This is a genomic window from Mesorhizobium sp. M1169 (assembly GCF_040318345.1).
In the GTDB taxonomy this organism is placed as follows: Bacteria; Pseudomonadota; Alphaproteobacteria; order Rhizobiales; family Rhizobiaceae; genus Mesorhizobium.
Map to the genome: position 1 here is coordinate 1 of NZ_JAMYME010000056.1, position 19,520 is coordinate 19,520.

Consider the following 19,520-nt stretch of genomic DNA (forward strand, 5'->3'; position numbering starts at 1 on the left):
ACACAACGCCCGGCCCAGGGATGCCATGGATAAAGAAACTTGCGTTCCTCGGTCCCGTGGGCGTTCTCTCGTCGTGTTGTACAACCGATCGCGCCCACATTCGGCGCTCGGATACATCACGCCTGCGGCCTATGCCGCCAATCTCACCGCAACGGACGATCGGCTGCGCAACCCCGACCAGCTCCGCCGATCACCCGTTGCTCAACCCGCGCCATACGGCGTAAAACCCGCCGAGGCTCTAACTGCAGCCGGATGAAAATTCAGTGGCAGGTCAAACGAACTAGCTCACGGCCCAAGCCGAATTTCGAAGCTATCAACGCGATCAAGTCATCAGCTTCCGCAGGACGACTGAGGATTTCGGCGGCCTATCGAACATGGCGCCGGGATTTCCGATCACAATGCTGGGTCAGCTGATACGCACATCCGAAGCCCTCTATCAAGCGTGTCGGTTGCCACATAGGCCCGACATCCAGCGAATAGTCATCGACGAAACCAGTCCGATGACAGCCAAGATGAAATCCAAGCCATATCGTAAGGATTCCCGGCCGGATTGGGAGGATATCCGGGTTCAGGTGATGCGCTGGTGTCTTCGGGTGAAGCTGGCTCAGAACTGGGAGACCTTCTCGGCGCTTCTGCTGGCGACGGGCGACCGACCAATAGTTGAGGATTCGCGCAAAGACGTCTATTGGGGCGCAAAGGCAGCAGAAAGACGATCATCTTGCGGGCCGGAATGTCCTGGGCAGACTTTTGATGGAGCTACGCGAGGTCTTGGGCAGCGACCCGGATCGGATCGCCGAGGTGCTACCGCTCGACATCCCGCATTTCGTGCTCCTAGGTCGGCAAATTCCGACCTTAAAGCGCATGGCCCTCAAGGCGCATAGTCCGGCGGATCCAGCCCTTACTATAGACAAGATCACTCAATCGACAGCTGAAGAATCTAGCAATAAGCCTACACAGGGGGTGTTACTCTAGCCCTCTTATTCATGACGCATCTGAGTTTGTTTGGCGCTGAGCGGCGGACGGCTGGCGTCGCGGCGTCTTTTCCACCGCGGCTGTGTCTGGACTTGTGAAAAGCGCTGGGGGTTGGAAGCTGTCTGGTTCGACTCGAGCTGTTGCCCCGGCGGTCATGGTCCAGCCGGCTGATGATGTTTGCACGCATCGTTTCGTCCTCCGCTCTTCAATCGCGCGCCTTTCGGCGAGACGCGACCGGAAGACTCGCCGTCGAAGGGCGGACCGCATCCGAAGGACCAGAACGAAGAGGAGGACCCGAAGCGACAGCGAAGGGTTGCGGGACGCCGCGGCGGGTCTAGAAGGGAGTTCCGCCTACCCCGCGCCATCGGGAAACTGCGCGGGTCTGATGGCCCGCGACCGGCAGCAGCCGACAGGCTGCCCGCGCCAGTGGGCGAAGCCGATTGGCCGAGACTGCCTGAGCTTGCCGAAATAAAGCCGGCTTGGTTCACGATCACCCGGTGCGCGTCGTCAGGCCCGCGAGCGCCGTCAAGAGCTGGCTGGATTTTCCGCTTCCGCCGAAGCCGATCGCGAATGCTAACCCTTGCGGGTTTTATTAGCTCGCAGGGGTCAACGCTGAATGCCTCCGCAAGTCGTCCCAGCACGCTGACGCTTGCGGACGCGGGCACGCTCGATCGAGCCCGCATAGCGCATGCTGAGATCCGCGCGTGCAGCCAACTCTTCCTGCGTCAGATCCTGTTCATGGCGCAAGCGACGCATGTTGATCGCCATGACCTCTTTGAGATCCACGGGCGAGATAGGCGCTGAAAAAGAATTATCGTTCAAGGAATGATCGTCCTATTCCTTATAGTTGACCCGTTGGTGAGGTGGTCGGGCCGGGACCCCATCCGGCCGACGGCCACCCTATGCTCGAAATCAAACGGTCAAAGCGCGCACATGAAGCCAGACGTCATGGACGAAGTCCCCTGTCGGACAGCATCAGGAGCTACGACAGGCAGCATCGCAGCGTTTACCTGCGCATCCTCGACGCCTGCGCCTACAATGCCAGCGTAGAGGAAATGGCCGATCGCATTCTCGGCATCGACCCGATCCTTGAACCGGTCCGCGCCCGCAAGGCTGTTCGCAGCCATATAGATCGCGCGAATTGGATAGTGACGACCGGCAGCAAGCACCTGTTCGGCGGCTGAAATGCAGCGCGGATTGCCACGCCTTTTCAGACGAGGAAGTCCAGGTACCCGCCATTCATCAGTGCGCGGCCACGAGAAACGGCGCGCCGCATGCGATCGCGCAGGTGATCGCGAGGATCGTTCCAGTCGGAGTGGACGCGCCGTTGACCGATCAGCGCCTCAGCAATTTCGCGATGTGAGGCTCCGGCGAGCGATCCGTCAAGCGCGCGAGAACAAAGGTCATTCGGGCGCCGCATCTTTCAGTAGCCGAAAGGCCTGCCCGCGTCAGGGGCGAAACCGAATGGCCGAAACTGCCTGAGCCCGCCGAAGAAAAGCTGGCTCGGTTCGGTCAGCGCCCTTAGGCGCGCGGGCGCCGCTAGAGCGTTTTCGGAATAATTTGGGTCACGCATCGTAGCCGGCATGGGCGAAGAAGTTTTCGCATTCCTTTGGTTCGAATCGATCGATTGCGAGGCGCACGGCGTCCCACAGTTCTGGAATGGATCGCGCGGCGACCTTTCGCAGGAAGGCCTTCAACTTGGCGAATTCCATCTCGATCGGATTGAAGTCCGGCGAGTAGGGCGGAAGATAGCGTAGGCATGCGCCGGCCGCCTCGATGATCTCGCGAACGCCGGCTACCTTGTGAGCCGGGAGGTTGTCCATCACGACGACGTCGTCGGGCTGAAGCGTCGGCGCAAGGACGCGGCGCAGGTAGACCAGAAACGCTTCGCCATCCATCGCACCGTCGAGAAGCCAGGGAGCGGCGATCCCGTTGAGACGCGGCGAGCGACCCCGAAGCCGCGCCATCTTTGTATTGAGGCCACTTTCGTCGATGAAGATCAGGCGGCTTGGGTCGAGATCGAGCTGTCCGTCGAACCAGTCTTCTCGCGCGGCCAAAACGTCCGGGCGCTGCTGTTCGGCCGCGTGCGCCGTCTTTTTTATACGTGATGCCGCGCTTTGCGAAGAACTCGTGGACCGTCGTCACGCCGGCTTTGACGCCGCGCTCGGCAAGGCGCTCGGCGATCTCAGCAAGCGTGATGTCCCGCTCGTCGGTCTCCACCAGGGCGAGAATGAACGCCTCGTGCGCATCGAGCTTCGAAAGCTTCGGCTTGCCCTGCCGGCCAGGCTCCAGCCTGCCACGCGAACGCCACTCGCGATACCACGCGCCGGACGTCGAAATCCCGATCGAAAACCGCCGCGCCGCCGCCCGGGTCGACAGACCTTCGTCTATCGCCTCGACCACACGCTTTCGCAAATCCACGCCGTAGGCTCGCGCCATGCCGTTGCTCCTTTGGCAAATCACTTCGATCAGGGAATCAGAACAAGCCACTCAATGCAAACCCGCGACTCCGAATTTGGCAAAACCGCTCTAGGACCGGAGGCTCGACAGAATCTCACAGGGGTCAGCGTCAAGAGCCAGGGTTACCTCGAGAAACTCGATGACATCGAGACGCCGCTCTCCGCCTTCGTACTTGGCCACGAAGGATTGCGGACGACCAAGCTTCTCAGCCACCTGCGCCTGGGTCAGGCCTTTGGCCTTGCGCAGCGAAACCAGCTGGGCCAGAAACCGCCGGTGGGGGGGCGATCGAAGGGATTTGGGCATGCGGGCGAACCGGTCAGGTAAAGACCGGCTCAGCGACTAATCCTGGTTTCGGATTATCCTATTTTGGGATAGGCTGCGTTGGATCCAGCGCTCAACAGGCGAGGTTGGCAGCAGGCATGAATGGTTCAACGGGAACAGATAAGACTCGATGCTCGGCTCTGTGCGACGAAGTCCCCTGGTCGGACAGCATCACGAGCTACGACAGGCAGCATCGCAGCGTTTACCTGCGCATCCTCGACGCCTGCGCCTACAATGTCAGCGTAGAGGAAATGGCCGATCGCATTCTCGGCATCGACCCGATCCTTGAACCGGTCCGCGCCCGCAAGGCTGTTCGCAGCCATATAGATCGCGCGAATTGGATAGTGACGACCGGCAGCAAGCACCTGTTCGGCGGCTGAAATGCAGCGCGGATTGCCACGCCTTTTCAGACGAGGAAGTCCAGGTACCCGCCATTCATCAGTGCGCGGCCACGAGAAACGGCGCGCCGCATGCGATCGCGCAGGTGATCGCGAGGATCGTTCCAGTCGGAGTGGACGCGCCGTTGACCGATCAGCGCCTCAGCAATTTCGCGATGTGAGGCTCCGGCGAGCGATCCGTCAAGCGCGCGAGAACAAAGGTCATTCGGGCGCCGCATCTTTCGGGCGGAAACAAGCGGGCGGGCAATTCGCCCTGAGCACAAAGAATATCTAGGCATTCGAGCTCACAAGAGATACTTTAAATGTGTTGCGGGCCAAATCGCCTCAGCACGCAGGCAAACGGGCCGCAGGATATCCGCACCCGAAACTGCGAGCTGGAGTCCCATTGGGAAAAAGGACGTGCTGGCTCTCGTCGGGCCTCAGCAGGACTGTGGCACGACATGACAGTGCCGTCAGGTCGAAGGGCGATGCGGTTGGCGATGCGGACGGCTGTTGCGCAACGACAGGCAATACACGGGCGCACCGGCGCGGACACCAGAACACGACCGCACCGCGACTGTAGGACTCAGCCAAAACACCCCAGCGCGAGAGATCGCCGGCCGAAGCGTTTACGTCGATAAGGGCTCCGCGAAACAGTGTATGGGCTTGCTGGAGCGCAGCGAGCAGGTCACTGTGGAATGCCGGGTTGCGACGCAAGAATTCCCGGGCCCAGCCACGCAACGTCAAATGAGCGGTGCAGTCATAAGAGGAGTGATCCTGCCAGTCCTGATCGGCAACTGGCGTGACGGATATGGGCATGACCGTGCTCCCCTGCCCGCCTTCATCGCGTGATCTCATGCCACCTGGCCAAGAACCCCGGACCGCCAATGCCGCCGTTTTGCCGCACCACATGGAGCATCGGCGGCGAGACTTCGAGATAGCCTGCCAGGGCGCGGGTGACGCCAATGGTTTGCGGCTCTCCGATTCGCTCAAGCGGCCAGCCGGCGCGACGAAGGATGCACTCCATGCGCAAGTCGGTCACGGTTATGATATGGCTGAGCTGGCGCGAGACGCCTAACTCGATCATGCCGGCGAAAAGTTCATAGGTTGCGATCGCTATGCCGCCCGCTCCCTTTGGTGCGGACGAGGGAATGTCGAGCGCGAAGCGGCTACTTTCCCATATGCTCGGCAGCTCAGGCGGCGTCTTTCCGTCCAACAGTACGGGAAAGGTGTCGCGAAGCATTGTCGGCCCTGTGGAGGGCAGAAGGCGCACGCAACCATCGACAGAACCGTCGAAACCGCGCCGCAACAGGTAGTGAGGTCTCAACGCGTCAAAGGAATCGATCTCGTAGCCGCCACCTCCTCTCACCTCCCAGTCGAGTCTCTCCTTGAAGACGCGGTAGCGCAGGCGATGCATTGCATGCAGGTCGTCGGCAAAGTCCTCGTAGCAGTCTGGTGCAATCAGCTGGATCATCAAGAGCCGGGGAAAATTCCCCGGTATTGGAGGCGAAGCTTTGCGCTTGCGCTGCCTGTGCAGTTGCACAGGTAGAATATCAGCGATACGAGGATTTCGAAATGGTGAGAAGCGCAACCAACTGGCTTCTGGTCCTTACACCGAGCTTCCTGCGAGCGTTATCGAGATGAAACGCGGCCGTGCGCTGTGTGATCCCAAGGATGCAGCCCATCTCCCAGGCCGTCTTGCCACGTACTGCCCATTGCGCGCACTCGTATTCGCGCGCCGTCAAAGGCACACCGTCGACGATCCGGTCAGCGGACAGTTTTCGTCGAGCGAACATGTGAAAACAGGTCGCAACGTATGGGAGGTCGTCTTCATAGCGTTCCGCGACGCGGAAAAATGCAGGATCGCGCTCGTCAGCGGCAAAGGTCATCGCCGCAAAATTGCCGCGGTGATCGATAATCGGGATCGTCAAACCACAGCAAATGCCGAACTGCGCCGCTTCGTCAAAGACCCTCTGCTCGGCTTCTGATGGGTCAACCCCCAGTAGTGCGGAGCCCCATCGAAATGGGTATCCGCCGCAGCGGGCGCGCACTATGACGGGATCGACACTCTGGTACTGGTGCTGCAGATAGCGCGCTGTCCAGGGCGCCGGATAGTTCGAGATCAGCGTGGGCTTGTCCCTAGAGCGCGGCGGCAGCGAGAGGTAGGCGACGGCGAGCAGGTCGAATTTTGAGGCCACATCGGCGAGAGCGCTGCGGAAATCGACCTCATCGACGCTGTCCCAAAGCCGTTCCAGAAATCTTTCGAAGACAGGTTGCATATCTGTCCTTGTCAGCACCTTCTTTGGGTCTTCGGCAACTTGCTTGCAGGTGGCAGCAAGTCCAGGTGGACTTGCGACGTCTCAAAAATGCGCCCTGCCGGCGGGGAGGTGCACCGGCAGGGCTCGCCGCCCAAAGGCCGCGATCAAATGGGACCGGGCAGCCGCGGCAAAAAAATGCTGGTGGGCGCCAGCAATTATACTGCGCCTTCGGCCTTTAGCGCGCGATAGGTCGTATCGACTGATTTCGCAGTCGCATCGACGATGATGTCGATCTCTTTTCGGGTAATGATCAGAGGTGGGGCATAGCCGAGAATATCGCCATGCGGCATAGCGCGGCCGATGACACCGTTCTCAAACAGAGCAGCGGCGGCGCGCACGCCGACCTGAAGTCCGGGTTCAAATGTTACTCGCCCTTTAGGATCCCGCATCAGCTCCACGGCGGATAGAATGCCGACGCCGCGAACCTCGCCAACAATGGGATGTCCCTCCAGTTCGGCTTTCATGCGGGCATGCCAGTACGGTCCGACATCCCGAACATGTTCCAAGATGTTTCTTTCCTTTAGCAATTTAATATTGGCAAGCGCGGCCGCCGCGCAAAGCGTGTGACCGGAATATGTCCAGCCATGGCCGAGTGGGCCGTGCTTTTCCGTTCCTTGTTCCAAGACCGACCAGACGCGGTCGCCGATAATTGACCCGGAGATGGGCAGGTAGGCTGAACTCAAGCCCTTGGCGATGGTCACGAAATCTGGACGCATGCCATAGAGATGGGAACCGAATTTCTCACCGGTTCGAGCAAAGCCGCAGACCACTTCATCGGCGATAAGAAGGATATCGAACTTGTCGAGCACGCCTTGGATCGCGGTCCAGTATCCCTTTGGGGGCGGAACGATGCCTCCGGTCCCAAGTACCGGCTCTCCGATGAAGGCTGCCACGGTCTCTGGGCCCTCAGCAAGAACAAGGGCTTCAAGTTCGTCGGCGCAGCGCTTGGAGAAGACTTCTTCAGTTTCCCCCTCATGCGCCTGGCGGTAATGGTGCGGCGCCATCGTATGGCGCACCAAATTCAGAGGCAGGTCGAAGAAATCGTGAAAAAAGGGAAGGCCTGTCAGGCTACCGGTGACCAGCCCGGACCCGTGATATCCGCGATTCCGCGAGATGATCTTCTTCTTTTCAGGCCGGCCGAGGATGTTGTTGTAGTACCAGACCAGCTTGATGTTGGTTTCGTTGGCATCAGAACCGGAAAGGCCGAAATAGACCCTTCGCATATTCTGCCCGAAATATTCGACCACAGCCTCTGCCAGGAGGGCGACTGGCTCGGTGCCTTGGCTCGCATAGACATGGGCAAACGGCAACTCGTGCGCTTGCCGGGCGATAGCCTCGGCAATCTCCGTGCATCCATATCCCATATTGACGCAGTAGAGCCCGCCGAAACCGTCAAGGCTCTTTCGGCCGTCCGAATCCCAGATGTAGACTCCTTCTGCACCGGCCATAATACGGTTTGGCGTTTCGCCGCGGCTGTGCTTGGCCAAGTGTGTAGACGGATGAAAGACGAAGCTTCGATCCTTCTCCCGCAGTTGCTCGGTTCCCAGATTACTCAGGCGCATCGTCCCTCTCTTTGCGATCAGTCGGCTGGCAACGTTCGGTCAGCAGCCCGTTGGAAACCAGCATACCGACCAACATGTTTCCGGTTTCGCGGAAATGCACATCCTTGGCCGACGAATTCACTGAATCGGTACCAATTGCCGTGAAAACCAAGGCTTCGGGAGTTTTTACCGTTGCCTCAGGGCGGACAGAGGAATCGGTGAGTTGGATTTCACTCGTTTGGTCACGACAAGGCTGTAGTATTGGTCGATACCCAAGCCTGCCTGCAGCAATTCCTCCATGAAATCCTGATACGCAGCCATGGAAGGAGATGAAACGCGCATAAGATAATCGATCCGCCCCCCGATAGCCCAGCAGTCCAGGACTTCCGGAATCTCTTGGATCGCAGTCTCGAAGTGCCGTTGGTCCTCGAGACGATGACGATCCAGAACCACCTCAACCATTATAGAGATAATGCCTCCCATGAGGGCTGGACTTAGTCGCGCGTAAAACCCCTCAATGATCCCTGCGGCTTGGAGCACGCGGAGCCGCTCCGAACAGGCCGACGCCGAAAGGTGAACACGCTTTGCGAGCTCGCTTTTCGAAATCCGGCCATCTGACTGGATCTCTGAGAGAATCCGGACATCCCAAGCGTCGAGTCGCACAGGATCGGGTTTCGACTTCATGACCTTTTGCTCTCAAGCGGTAGTCGCAGCGCAATTAGTACCAACCATTCCATCATCAATCGAAGCGAACGAATATAGTGGCGTCATTCGTCCTCGGCCTGCAAGCTTCACTGCGAGGTTGTCGAAGCCGGGGGACTGAGAACGATCCAACCAGAAAGGCTGTAGAACAGTTGGGCTATTGCCCCTCCCCTAACCGGGCGATGACGTATTGGAGAGGGGTGATCGCCTGTCGGCGGCGATCTCGTGGTAAATAGATAGCGCATTTTTTTGGTATCTCCGGTGCTTGACCTGATTGGCGCCCTCGCCAGTGATCGAGTGTCGATCGTACGGAAGGTAGATCGAAGCAGTGTTACATCCGAGGATTTGGCATCGAGCGACTTGAAGGCCTTTCTTGTCTGGCTCGCTGAGGAGCTGAACCACAAAAGTGCGCTTGTATTACCGTTGCGGCCCAAAATCCGGCGCGGGAGTCTGGCCGGATTGCGCCGGGAACAGTCAAACGCCGATGCTGCGGGCTATGCTGTCGGCCGCCATGCGCTTGCGCCACTCAAGGGGCCCGGAATTGTGAATGGAGTTCCCCTCAACATCGACAGCCATGATGACCGGCATATCCTGCACTTCAAATTCATAGATCGCTTCCATGCCCAGGTCTTCAAAGGCAACCATCTGCGCCGCTTTGATCGATTTTGAAATCAGGTACGCAGCGCCACCCACTGCAATGAGATAGGGCGTTTTGTGTCTCACAATCGACTCGATGGCTGCCGGGCCCCTTTCCGCTTTGCCGACCATCGCAAATAGCCCAGTCTCGGCGAGCATCTTTTCAGTAAAACCGTCCATGCGGCTGGCGGTTGTCGGGCCAGCCGGCCCAACGACCTCATCCCGCACGGCGCGGACGGGTCCGACGTAGTAGATCACGCGTCCCCGAAGATCGACCGGGAGCGGCTTGCCGGCATCGATCAGGTCAACCATTCGCTGGTGGGCGGCGTCACGGCCGGTCAGCATCTTTCCGGACAAAAGAAGGGTTTCCCCGCAGCGCCACGATGCCGTCTCTTCCTTCGTGAGCGCATTGAGATTGAACCGACGGACGCCGGTCATGTGCAAATCCTCATGACCGATCTGGGGCCATTCGGAAAGATCGGGCGGTTGGAGCTGTACCGGTCCTGTGCCGTCCAAGGTAAACTTCAAGTGCCGGTTAGCTGCGCATTGCGGGATAAGTGCCACAGGCTTGGACGCCACATGTGTAGGATAGGTCGCAACCTTGACGTCAACCACTGTCGTCAGACCACCAAGGCCCTGGGCGCCAATACCGAGCGCGTTAATTCGCTCATAAAGCTCGATCCGCAGTTGCTCCTCCGCGTTTGAAGACCCCCTGGAAAGCAGTTCCGACATGTCGATCGGCTCGTTCATGGCCTCCTTGGCCAGCAGCATCGCCTTTTCAGCGCTACCACCGATGCCGACCGAGATCAGGCCGGGTGGGCACCATCCGCTGCCAAGCGTCGAAACGGTGTCGACCACCCAGTCGGCAACGGACGCGCTGGGGTTCAGGGTGGTGAAACGCGCCTTGTTTTCCGACCCGCCGCCTTTTGCGGCGATGGTGATCTCAATCTGGTTACCGGGCACGAGGTCGATGTGGATGACCGCTGGCGTGTTGTCGCGGGTGTTGACCCGTCCGGCGAGCGGATCGGCAACGATCGATGCCCGAAGGGGGTTGTCCGGGTCGAGATATGCCCGACGGACGCCCTCATTCACGAGGTCAGCGAAACTGGCCGTTGATCTGATGCGGGCGTCTATGCCCACCTTTGCGAAGACCACCACGAGGCCGGTGTCCTGGCAGATCGGGCGCCGCCCGAAGGCCGCCATGCGAGAGTTCAGCAGAATCTGCCCGATGGCGTTCTTCGCCGCCGGGCTCTGTTCGCGCGAGTATGCCTGCGAAAGGTACCGGATATAGTCGGGAGGGTGGTAGTACGAGATGTACTGAAGGGCGTCGGCGACGCTCTTTGTGATATCCTTGCCGGCAATGGCCCGTGTTTTCTTATTCACGAAATCTCATCCGAATGACCCGAACCCGTTGACCAGTTTTAGGTTCTGGAAGCTCCGAAAACCCTGTTCGCCGCCCTCATATCCATAGCCGCTCTGTTTAACGCCTCCATACGGTGCATCTGCGGAAACCCCTTTCAGGTAATTAACACTGAGGGCGCCTGCCGAAAGACCGCGAATCAGCGCCTGTTTCGCATCGGCGGCGGCGGTGAAGAAGTAGGCGGCAAGGCCATACTCGGTGGCGTTGGCTTCTTCGATCGCCTCCTCGATCGTGTCGAACGGCGCCACGATGAGGATCGGCCCGAACGGCTCGTCATGAAGCACTTTCGCATCCTTTGGCACCCCTGTCAGGATGGTCGGTGGCCAGTAAAAACCCGGCTGGTCGAGGCGGGTGCCGCCGGTTTCGATGCGGGCGCCGCGATCGACCGCATCCTTGACCAGACGCTCCATGGCCTCGATTCGCCGCGCGTTTGCCATCGGTCCCATCTCCGTCGCCGGATCGTCCGGTGGGCCGATCTTGATTTCGCGGGCGACTGCGGTCATCCGGGACAGAAACTCTTCATAGAGCGGCCGCGCGACGAGGATTCTGCTGGGCGCGTTGCAACTCTGGCCCGCGCACTCGAACTTGTATTCCGAAATTGCCGGTACGGCGTTTGCCAGGTGGGCATCCTCGCATACTACGACCGGGGAGTGCCCACCGAGTTCAAGAATGCACCGCTGCAAGTTATTCGCGGCAAGCTTGGCGAGCTGTTTTCCAACCTCGGTAGAGCCCGTGAAAGTCAAGATCTTCACGATCGGCGAACTGAGTAGATGCCGGGATATTTGCACCGGCACGCCGAAGACGAGATTGACCACGCCGTCCGGGATACCCGCTTGTCGCAAGGCTTCGACGAAATGGACAGCCGCGCTTGGTGTCTCTTCAGCCCCTTTTAGGATCACCGGACAGCCTGCCGCCAAAGCAGGGGCGAGTTTGCGGGCGATGAGAACGGCCGGGTAGTTCCAAGGCGTAAAGGCAGCAACGACTCCAAGGGGCTCCGGGACGATTATCCGGTTCGGGCCCATCGGAATAGGGGCCGACAGCTCTTCGGCGTGGGTGCCGTTCCACTCCAGTGTTTCGACAGCGCGCGCATATTCACCTGTCGCTTCGGCAATTGTCTTTCCCTGCTCGACCGACAGGTCTCTGGCTGCCGCTCCAAGCTTCGCTGCCAAGATCCTGGCGGCTGCTACGAGGATCTCGCCACGATCTTTTGCAGGCCGTGCGGACCAAGCCTTGCGGCTCCGCTCTGCCGAAGCAAGGGCATCATCCAGGTCCGGCGCTGAAGCCGCGGCCACCGAGCCAAATACCTTCTCTGTCGCCGGGTTGATCACCGGCAGAGTAATTCCGGCACTTCCGGCTCGCCACCTGCCATTGATGAAAAGCTGATAGCTCGTGGCGTTGGACATCGCATGCTCCGCTTGACTGAATTCCTGCCAGTGCGAGACCAGCCGATATCCGGACCTAGGCTCGCATCTCTGCAGTTCATCGCGATGGTCACGCCCGGTCAAATATGGAATATCGACCAAAACCATCTCGAATACAGATTGATACGGCTCAGGCAGTCGCGGAGGAGCAATAGCCCTTGGACTTGGTTCGAACGATGTGCCTAAGCCCGGTCCGGAGCCGTGGCCGACCAGTGCCTGCTCTCGATCAATGTCCTGACGACCTTGGGGATCAGCTTGCGGATCGCAGAAACGGCTGGAGAGCGCTCATCTTTCGGGTTGACGGCAAGCACAACGGAACGGGTGATCACTGGATCAATGATTTTAACCGTCCGGACTTGGCCTTGAGACGCCTCTTTCTGAATGGCTGACGGGGTAAGAATAGAATACGCCTTTCCCTCCATGACCATATTGATGATCGTAGAAAGGGAGTCGACTTCGAATCTTACGTCGAGCACACAACCGTGTTGCGCAACGACATCAGCCACCGAACGCCGGACATTGTTATTGCGCATCGGAACCGCCAGCGGAAACGCATGCAGGTCGGCGAGCGGTATCGAATCTTCCAAAGGCGGTTCCCCCGGAGGCACCACCAGGCAAAACTCTTCGCGGGCCAGCACCGTCATTTGCCCCACGCTCTCCGCAGTGCGGTACAGGACTGCCAGATTGAAGCGGCCAGCAGCCATCCACTCCTCCAGCGGTCCAGTCATGCCCTCGATCATCTTAAGTGAGATCCTCGGCAATTCGCTTCTTACTGACTCAAGCAGGGGACCGCTAAGGACGCGAGCGGCTCCGGAAGGAATGCCAATGGTCACCTCTCCCGAAGGAGCAGCCACCGTGTTGGTCAGTTCGGCCTCGGTGAGCTGAATTTCCTTCAGAATGATCCGCGCGCGCTCAAGCAGCTTGTCTCCGGACGCCGTGACGCTGACACCGGTCCTGTCGCGAACGAGGAGCTGGGTGCCGAATCCTTCCTCCAGTTGACGCACATGCAGGCTTAGAGCGCTTTGAGCGACGTTGAGGGTCGCAGCTGCCTTTGTAAAACTGCCGGCTTCGACGACGCCGACAAAGTATCTTAACTGCCTGATGTCCACGATGACCAAATCCAACCGGAGCATGATCCCCAGTGCCTTCTTATCTATCTCGAAACGAGATGGCAGGCAAGACGGGCCATGTCTCGAAACGCAGCGCCTGTCCGGCCACTGATTAAAGGCAGGTCAGTTACTGCTGGCGAGAGCCAGGATCTCGTGGGCGCGCCGAACTACTGGCGGATCAATCATCTTACCGTTAAACGAGAATGCAGACAGTCCACGGGTGGCGGCCTCGTTTTCCGCCGCGACGACACGACGGGCCCACTCGAGTTCCTGTGCGCTTGGCGAGAAAGCCTCATTAAATATCGCCACCTGTGTCGGATGGATCGCCAAAGCTCCGGCAAAGCCAAGCCGCCGCGCATGCGCCGCGGCTTCACGAAGTTTATCAGTGTCCGAGAACTCGCCGATACTTCCTATGAAGCCCAGCGGGAGCAACCCGGCCGCACGGGCGGCAAAAAGAACGGAAAGGTTCGGCGTCAAGAGCAGGTCGAATTCGGGGGCACCGCCAACAGCGGCACTGAAGTCTTCAGGACCAAGCGCCATTGCAACCATCCTGGGATGCGCCGACGCAATGGCCGCGAGGTTTTGCAATGCACCCGGGGTCTCGATCTGGGCAAGAAAGCGGATGCATCCCAGCGGAAGATTTCTCTCCTGTTCAAGTTTCGATACCGCATTAGCGACCTCCATCACCCACTCGCCCGACTCCACCTTGGGGAGGACGAGCGCATCGACGCCTGCAACTACCGCCGCCTCGAGATCTGCGGCCAGCGCGCGTAAGCCCCGGTTGACCCGGACCAGCACTGCTGAACCCTTGCGGCCCACCTTTCCCACGGATGCAGAAAGTTGCCGCCGTGCCTCAAGCTTCCAGTCTTGCGGGACCGAGTCTTCGAGGTCGAGTATGACGCCATCTGCACCGCGGTCATGAGCCGTTTCCACAAAGCGCGGAACGTGAGCGGGAACGAAGAGCAAGGATCTCCAGCGGGGTACAGACATCGCGCTTTCAACGGCCGGAATGGTGTCCCTGATCATAGAGTCGCCTCTGTGGTCGATATTAGCCAGGTCAGTGACAGTGAGCTCGCTGGGGGCCGGGAGCAGACACGCTCTCTGTAAATCGCGAGCGCGCACCTTACCAACAAGAGGTGTGCTCACGCTGACGCGGCCCTTATGCGCAAACGCGCTAGAACCTCCTCGCGGACGGTCTCCGTATGGGCGCCGAGAGCCGGAACCGGGCGCAGAGAAGGGCGCTCAGAGTTGAAGATCGCCGCCGGCGCTATCGTCTCTATAGTTCCTTCAGGTGTGCCAACCTCAACCCTGCGAACGTGGGGATGTTTTGAAATATCCGCCACTTCGTTCAATCGGCCATATGCCAGACCGGCCGCCTCAAGCTCCTGCATTGCTTCCTGGCAGGACAGTTCGGAAAACCGCCGTTCAATGATCTTATCAAGTTGCGCACGGTGACCGAGGCGGTCCATGTTGTCGGCAAAGCCAGGTGCGCGTGTGAGCTCCGGCTGCCTAAGGAATTTCTCGCAGCAATTCACCCATTCCCGGTCATTCTGGACGGAGAAGATGACGTCTTTGCCATCGGCGCAGCGATAGGCGCCATACGGCGCCAGTGACGGGTGTTTCACGCCCGCGCGTACCGTGTGGTAGCTGCTGTAGTCGTGTTGCATTACCGGTACGTTCATCCAGTCGGCGACGGCATCGAACAGTGACACCTGAATGCTTGCCCCCTCGCCGGTGACCTCGCGGTGATACAGCGCCTGAAGAATGGCGCTATGTGCCGTCATGCCCGCCGAGATGTCGCAAACCGACACCCCTACACGCGCTGGCCCTTGTTGGGTGCCGGTGATCGCGCATAGACCTGTTTCGGCCTGGACGATAAGATCATACGCCTTCAAATGGGAATACGGCCCCTTCTCCCCGAAACCGGAGATGTCGCAGGTGATCAGCCGCGGAAAGCGTCGACGCAGATCCGCAGACCCGAAACCCAGTTTTTCGATGCTGCCCGGCTTCAGGTTCTGGATGAAGACGTCAGCAACGGCGATGAGCGATCCCAGGACATCACGGTCCGCCTCCGATCTCAAGTCCAGGCAAACTGACTCCTTACCCCGGTTGAGCCAGACGAAGTAGGCGCTCTGTCCCCGCACCAGCTTGTCGTAGTTTCGGGCAAAGTCCCCTTCGGGCCTTTCGACCTTGATGACACGGGCGCCGGCGTCCGCAAGGCGAGACGATGCGTAAGGCGCGGCCACGGCCTGTTCCACGGCTACGACAGTGATCCCCTCAAGAGAGTTCTGCATGCGACACCGTTCTTTTCATCCAATTTTTTCGACCTGAGCCCGACGGCGATTCAGCATCGCGAGCAATCGGTTCTGTTCGTTCCCAACGATGGAGAATCCCTCGTCGACACCCATTCCGGGCTTTGCGAGCATCATGTCCGCCTGGGTTGCCACCGATACGTGAACAGAAGCTTGGGCGGAAAGATCTGTTTCGGTACAGCTCCCCCCGACATACGCCCCTACCTTATTCGCCTTGCAGATGAGAACTGCGCGCGCCGTGTCGGCAATTGAACCCACATCCGGGGTCTTGATTTGAACGAGATGCGCGGCCTTGGCTTCGGCAAAGAGCCGAATATCCTCGAGCGTGTTGCACCTCTCGTCTACGACAATGCGCGCGCTGGAATCCCGGTCATCCAGTATCGATACAATTCGAGCGTAGTTATCAATTTGGGCCTGTGTGGAACCAAAATCCGCCGGGCACTCGATGTTGAGCGTAAAACCCGGAACGGCAGCGGCAACCCTGCAGATAAAGTCGGCGATCCGTTGCGGCTCCAGGCCGATTTCCAGGCCGATCCAGCCGTACACATCAAAATGCAGCACCGGCTGATACCCCGAGCGGCCGATTTCGCGCGTGCGCGTTGCAACCCACTTGACGAACTCCATGAAGGTCTGGCCGTCGACGCCGAATTTTGCCCGTGAATTGATTAGGCCGTGGGGAAGCACATCCACCGCCTTCAGAATCATCTTGTCCACATTGAGTTCGCGAGTGTCACCACTCTGGCAGTAAATCGGGACGCGGCACGTCGGTAGCGGCAGATCAAACTCCGCACATATGATCTCCGCCATCGTCTTGTGCTGAAGATGGGCGGCTGCGCGAAGAAGAGCTTGGCTAATACCATACTCTACAGCCAGAGGTAACCGCTGATGTTCGACGGGTTCAAAAACCTTTGTGCAAGAATCACGAAAACGAGAGGCATCGACATCAAGAAGCCGCGGTGCGACAACGCATGACGTTAATTTTGAGATTTGATTTATGTCGAACAGAGGATCGCGTCCACCAGCACCAGAATACTGGACGTTCATCATGTCGCCCCAAACAACGGTGTCGTCAGCAAGGACGAGGCCGACGCTGAGCGAAGATGCCGGAATGCGGATGGACTTGAACCCAGGCGTTGTCGGTGCGCCGACATAGATGAAGCCGTCCTGGATTGCGCCAGACCTAATGGCTTCCTGATCGTCATAGAAAAATGCGCCGTTGCCAGGCGCGATAAGGACGTCTTCGATCTGCACTTCACTTTGCTCGATTTTGTTGGGACGGCGTTGACGGGCGGTTGCGGTTCGGTTTGGCTACCTCCCAAGTATGCGCCACTTGGCGTTGAGTTCACCAATATAATGTTCTGGACGGTGCCATCGCGTTTTCAGATAGCCGCCGCCTGCTCAAGGAAACCGCCACGCCCGAACCGCGAACCCGCGCTAGCAAGGCCGCGTCCGACCACGGCGCCTGTCCCACGAAATGCAGCAGAGACTGATGCTTGGCCGACACCCGCGACGGAGCCGTGACGGCCGCCAACGGCTCCACGCTCTTGCGCTCCTATCGGCATCAGAAGTCCGAGGCAATAATCCTTCAGCGGCTCAGCTCGGTCGGCGTGGCCGATCCCCCCGATCAAAGCATCGACATAGGCGTCGAACGCGGCTTCACTCTCGGCTGTCCAGTCTGGCATGGCGGGGCGCTTCCCTGATCACGAAGCAGCACCCTAACAAATCCGCGACCAGCGGGAATCCCCTCGCAGCCGCGACTTTCTGACTCAGTAAGACTAAGCAGGTCGGGCCAGCCGTCCGATCATTCTGGCCCAGCTGCGTGCGCCGTTTTGGAAGGATTTTACATTGTACTTTTCGTTTGGAGAGTGGATACGATCATCATCCAATCCGAAGCCAATCGGAAGGCAATCCATGCCAAGGACACGACTCAGTGAAGAGACAATAGGAATTGATCCGCCTCACCCCATGAACACGGTGGGCCGCCCCCATTCCTCCTCGAGAGCTGCTGCTGCTGCCTTCAGGTAAGGTGATCGGGGATCAATACTGAAGGCTTTGCGACTGGCTTCTTTCACTTTCGTTTCAAAAGAACACGATTCATCCTCGCCGGACAAACCGGTGTTGTCTTTATTGAGGAACTCCACTTTACAATCCTGTGGCACCCGGGACAGGATGAACGAGCGAATCGAATCTAAAATCTTCTCAGGATTCTGTCCTGGGACCAGTCGACAAGAAATCTTCACAGACGCTCTCGAGGGAATAATCGTCTTACCGCCAACACCCTGGTAATCGCCAGTAATGCCATTAAACTCACAGGTTGGACGCTCCCAAAGTTGTTCCAGCGCGCTATATCCCTTCTCTCCTGCTGGAACTGCAAGACCTACGTCGCCAAGGAATGCATCGGTGTCGAAGTCCAGCGCTTCCCATTGCTTCTTCTGATCCGGCGGGGGCGGTTCGATACCATCATAGAAACCGGGTACAGTGACGCGCCCATCGGCGTCATGGAGATCAGCAAGGACATGCACGAGCGTCCGGATAGGGTTCAATGCAGGCCCGCCATACTGGCCGGAGTGCAGATCGCGGCTTGGCCCCGTGAGAATGACCTCAAGACCGACAATGCCTCTCAACCGGACTGTAATTGCAGGAGTATCTTTATCCCACTGTACGACATCGCAGATGAACGCGAGATCGCAAGTGATCTCGCTTCCATGCCGAGCCAAAAATTCTGGAAGGCTTGGTGAGTCGGATTCCTCTTCACCTGCAAGGAGAACCGTCACGCGGATTGGCAGCGCGCCTGCCACCTGCTTCCACGCTCGTAAGGCTTCGAGAAACGTTGAGAATTGTCCTTTGCTATCTTCCGCTCCTCGCGCGACGATCACTTCCCCATTACCTGGCTCGACGTCCAACCATGGCTCGAATGGAGGTTTAGTCCACAGGTTCAGAGGATCCGGCGGCTGCACGTCATGGTGGCCGTAGAAGAGTATATGAGGCTTTCCTGCGCCATCGGCTGGCCCATCGTGCGCCACGACGACCGGATTCCCGCTCGTCTCGCGTAGACCCGCTTCAAAACCGATTTCACGAAGTGTTGCGGCGCACCATTCCGCAGTTGCTCTGCAACTTTCCTTATAGGCAGGGTCGGTTGAGACACTGGGTATCCGCAACACCTCAAAGAGTCTTGAGAGCGCGGCGTCTCGATTGTTGTCACATCCAGAACGGCGGGAAGATAGTCAGTCATGGCTTTATCTCGTCTCCATTGCTAATCGACTCGTTGGGGTCGGGCGCCGCTCTACATGTAAGCGGCTAGATAGAATGCGGTGCGCGCCGAACTGCTATCCGGGTACGCAGAGCGCAGTGCAGCCTTGCATTTCTTCACCATACCGAGGCTGCGCAATTCGGGTAGGTAGTGCGCGATCGTCGTCGAGCACACCTTCGTGCGCGAACGCTGCGGTCAGAGTGCCCGCATACGACGTCGTCACTGAGTGGCACGCATGCGGCAGGTTTGGCTCAAGCGCGCCGAAGTAGCGCTCATAGACGACGCGCCCGCGATGTAGCAGTAGGATGCCATCGGTGTAGGTGTCGAAAACCGCATCATCGACGCGCCAAGTGCGCCCATCAATGTCGGCGAAGGTGACCTCGCCAAAGTCGGCGGCCCTGTCGCTGCGATCAAGCGGCGACGGCCCTTGGCGCCCGCGCCGCACGTTCGCAGTCGGCACAAGCTCGGGCATGTGCGACAGCGACCATCGGACGTGCGGGAACTCGAAAAACTTGTCGCCCTCGAATACGATGCGCTTTTCGTTGGCCGGCGGCGCACCGCGCATCAAGCCGAGTTCATTCGGATCGGACGCGCGCCCGTCGAGATATTGCTGTCCACTGAATTCGAGCATAGGCATAGACAGCCGCTCCAACGCCACATTCTCGACATGTGCACGCAGCC

The 19,520-nt window shown here is 59.0% G+C and carries 19 protein-coding genes and 4 pseudogenes; 4 read left to right on the plus strand and 19 right to left on the minus strand.

Features of this window, described 5'->3' with window-relative positions:
• Together NKH41_RS31090 and NKH41_RS31095 are read left to right on the plus strand one after the other, a co-directional pair.
• Positions 1 to 256, plus strand: a pseudogene (locus NKH41_RS31090) (IS3 family transposase); the annotation flags it as partial.
• A gap of 73 nt (positions 257 to 329) precedes the next feature.
• Complete coding sequence (locus tag NKH41_RS31095) at positions 330 to 881, plus strand: NADAR family protein (protein WP_502906075.1); 552 nt, start codon at positions 330 to 332, stop codon at positions 879 to 881.
• Between the two features lie 675 nt (positions 882 to 1,556).
• Here the strand turns inward: NKH41_RS31095 and NKH41_RS31100 are convergent.
• Positions 1,557 to 1,758: pseudogene (locus tag NKH41_RS31100) on the minus strand (helix-turn-helix domain-containing protein); the annotation flags it as partial.
• 116 nt (positions 1,759 to 1,874) lie between these two features.
• Between NKH41_RS31100 and NKH41_RS31105 the strand changes: the two are divergent.
• On the plus strand, positions 1,875 to 2,156 hold the full coding sequence (locus NKH41_RS31105; RefSeq protein WP_352935452.1) for a hypothetical protein: 282 nt from the start codon (positions 1,875 to 1,877) through the stop codon (positions 2,154 to 2,156).
• A 26-nt stretch (positions 2,157 to 2,182) separates the two neighbouring features.
• Here the strand turns inward: NKH41_RS31105 and NKH41_RS31110 are convergent, their stop codons facing one another.
• From NKH41_RS31110 to NKH41_RS31120, 3 genes are all read right to left on the minus strand, one after another.
• Entirely contained in the window at positions 2,183 to 2,392 is a 210-nt protein-coding gene (locus NKH41_RS31110; RefSeq protein ID WP_352935455.1) for a DNA -binding domain-containing protein, read from the minus strand.
• Positions 2,393 to 2,537: 145 nt separating this feature from the next.
• Positions 2,538 to 3,411, minus strand: a protein-coding gene (locus NKH41_RS31115) for a transposase (protein ID WP_352935458.1) whose coding sequence is annotated in 2 segments (ribosomal slippage) — positions 2,538 to 3,072 and positions 3,071 to 3,411 — 876 coding nt in all. Because the reading frame shifts where the segments join, the coding sequence is not laid out codon by codon here.
• 90 nt (positions 3,412 to 3,501) lie between these two features.
• Positions 3,502 to 3,735 carry a helix-turn-helix domain-containing protein gene (locus tag NKH41_RS31120; RefSeq protein WP_352935461.1) on the minus strand — a complete coding sequence of 78 codons (234 nt, stop codon included), beginning with the start codon at positions 3,733 to 3,735 and terminating at the stop codon, positions 3,502 to 3,504.
• A gap of 116 nt (positions 3,736 to 3,851) precedes the next feature.
• On the opposite strand from NKH41_RS31120, the gene NKH41_RS31125 reads away from it, so the two are divergent.
• Positions 3,852 to 4,133: a hypothetical protein gene (locus NKH41_RS31125; protein ID WP_352935511.1), complete on the plus strand. Its 282-nt coding sequence runs from the start codon at positions 3,852 to 3,854 to the stop codon at positions 4,131 to 4,133.
• 26 nt (positions 4,134 to 4,159) lie between these two features.
• On the opposite strand, the gene NKH41_RS31130 is transcribed toward NKH41_RS31125, so the two are convergent.
• From NKH41_RS31130 to NKH41_RS31205, 15 genes and pseudogenes are all read right to left on the minus strand, one after another.
• A complete protein-coding gene (locus NKH41_RS31130) occupies positions 4,160 to 4,429 on the minus strand; it encodes a DNA -binding domain-containing protein (protein WP_352935464.1) in 270 nt (89 codons plus the stop codon).
• A gap of 46 nt (positions 4,430 to 4,475) precedes the next feature.
• Positions 4,476 to 5,042: a transcriptional regulator domain-containing protein gene (locus NKH41_RS31135; RefSeq protein WP_352935467.1), complete on the minus strand. Its 567-nt coding sequence runs from the start codon at positions 5,040 to 5,042 to the stop codon at positions 4,476 to 4,478.
• Complete coding sequence (locus NKH41_RS31140; RefSeq protein ID WP_352935514.1) at positions 4,972 to 5,604, minus strand: acyl-homoserine-lactone synthase; 633 nt, start codon at positions 5,602 to 5,604, stop codon at positions 4,972 to 4,974. Before NKH41_RS31140 ends, NKH41_RS31135 begins: the two co-directional genes overlap by 71 nt.
• 79 nt (positions 5,605 to 5,683) lie before the next feature.
• Complete coding sequence (locus NKH41_RS31145; RefSeq protein WP_352935469.1) at positions 5,684 to 6,409, minus strand: LuxR family transcriptional regulator; 726 nt, start codon at positions 6,407 to 6,409, stop codon at positions 5,684 to 5,686.
• 194 nt (positions 6,410 to 6,603) lie between these two features.
• The gene (locus tag NKH41_RS31150) at positions 6,604 to 8,010 is read right to left on the minus strand and encodes an aminotransferase (RefSeq protein WP_352935472.1); all 1,407 of its coding nucleotides are present in this window, start codon (positions 8,008 to 8,010) and stop codon (positions 6,604 to 6,606) included.
• Between the two features lie 165 nt (positions 8,011 to 8,175).
• Positions 8,176 to 8,673 carry an Lrp/AsnC family transcriptional regulator gene (locus NKH41_RS31155; RefSeq protein WP_352935474.1) on the minus strand — a complete coding sequence of 166 codons (498 nt, stop codon included), beginning with the start codon at positions 8,671 to 8,673 and terminating at the stop codon, positions 8,176 to 8,178.
• A 492-nt stretch (positions 8,674 to 9,165) separates the two neighbouring features.
• Positions 9,166 to 10,710 (minus strand): fumarate hydratase, encoded by a 1,545-nt coding sequence (locus NKH41_RS31160; protein WP_352935477.1) that lies wholly within the window; start codon positions 10,708 to 10,710, stop codon positions 9,166 to 9,168.
• Positions 10,711 to 10,716: 6 nt separating this feature from the next.
• On the minus strand, positions 10,717 to 12,150 hold the full coding sequence (locus tag NKH41_RS31165) for an NAD-dependent succinate-semialdehyde dehydrogenase (RefSeq protein WP_352935480.1): 1,434 nt from the start codon (positions 12,148 to 12,150) through the stop codon (positions 10,717 to 10,719).
• 200 nt (positions 12,151 to 12,350) lie between these two features.
• The gene (locus NKH41_RS31170; protein ID WP_352935517.1) at positions 12,351 to 13,277 is read right to left on the minus strand and encodes a LysR family transcriptional regulator; all 927 of its coding nucleotides are present in this window, start codon (positions 13,275 to 13,277) and stop codon (positions 12,351 to 12,353) included.
• A gap of 123 nt (positions 13,278 to 13,400) precedes the next feature.
• A complete protein-coding gene (locus NKH41_RS31175; RefSeq protein WP_352935483.1) occupies positions 13,401 to 14,303 on the minus strand; it encodes an HpcH/HpaI aldolase/citrate lyase family protein in 903 nt (300 codons plus the stop codon).
• Between the two features lie 116 nt (positions 14,304 to 14,419).
• Complete coding sequence (locus tag NKH41_RS31180) at positions 14,420 to 15,571, minus strand: CaiB/BaiF CoA transferase family protein (protein WP_352935486.1); 1,152 nt, start codon at positions 15,569 to 15,571, stop codon at positions 14,420 to 14,422.
• A 15-nt stretch (positions 15,572 to 15,586) separates the two neighbouring features.
• Positions 15,587 to 16,840 (minus strand): methylaspartate ammonia-lyase, encoded by a 1,254-nt coding sequence (locus tag NKH41_RS31185; protein ID WP_352935488.1) that lies wholly within the window; start codon positions 16,838 to 16,840, stop codon positions 15,587 to 15,589.
• Between the two features lie 172 nt (positions 16,841 to 17,012).
• Positions 17,013 to 17,271: pseudogene (locus NKH41_RS34285) on the minus strand (transposase); the annotation flags it as partial.
• 93 nt (positions 17,272 to 17,364) lie between these two features.
• Positions 17,365 to 18,789: pseudogene (locus NKH41_RS31200) on the minus strand (M20/M25/M40 family metallo-hydrolase); the annotation flags it as partial.
• Positions 18,790 to 18,915: 126 nt separating this feature from the next.
• Positions 18,916 to 19,476: a hypothetical protein gene (locus NKH41_RS31205; protein WP_352935494.1), complete on the minus strand. Its 561-nt coding sequence runs from the start codon at positions 19,474 to 19,476 to the stop codon at positions 18,916 to 18,918.
• Positions 19,477 to 19,520: the final 44 nt, after the last annotated feature.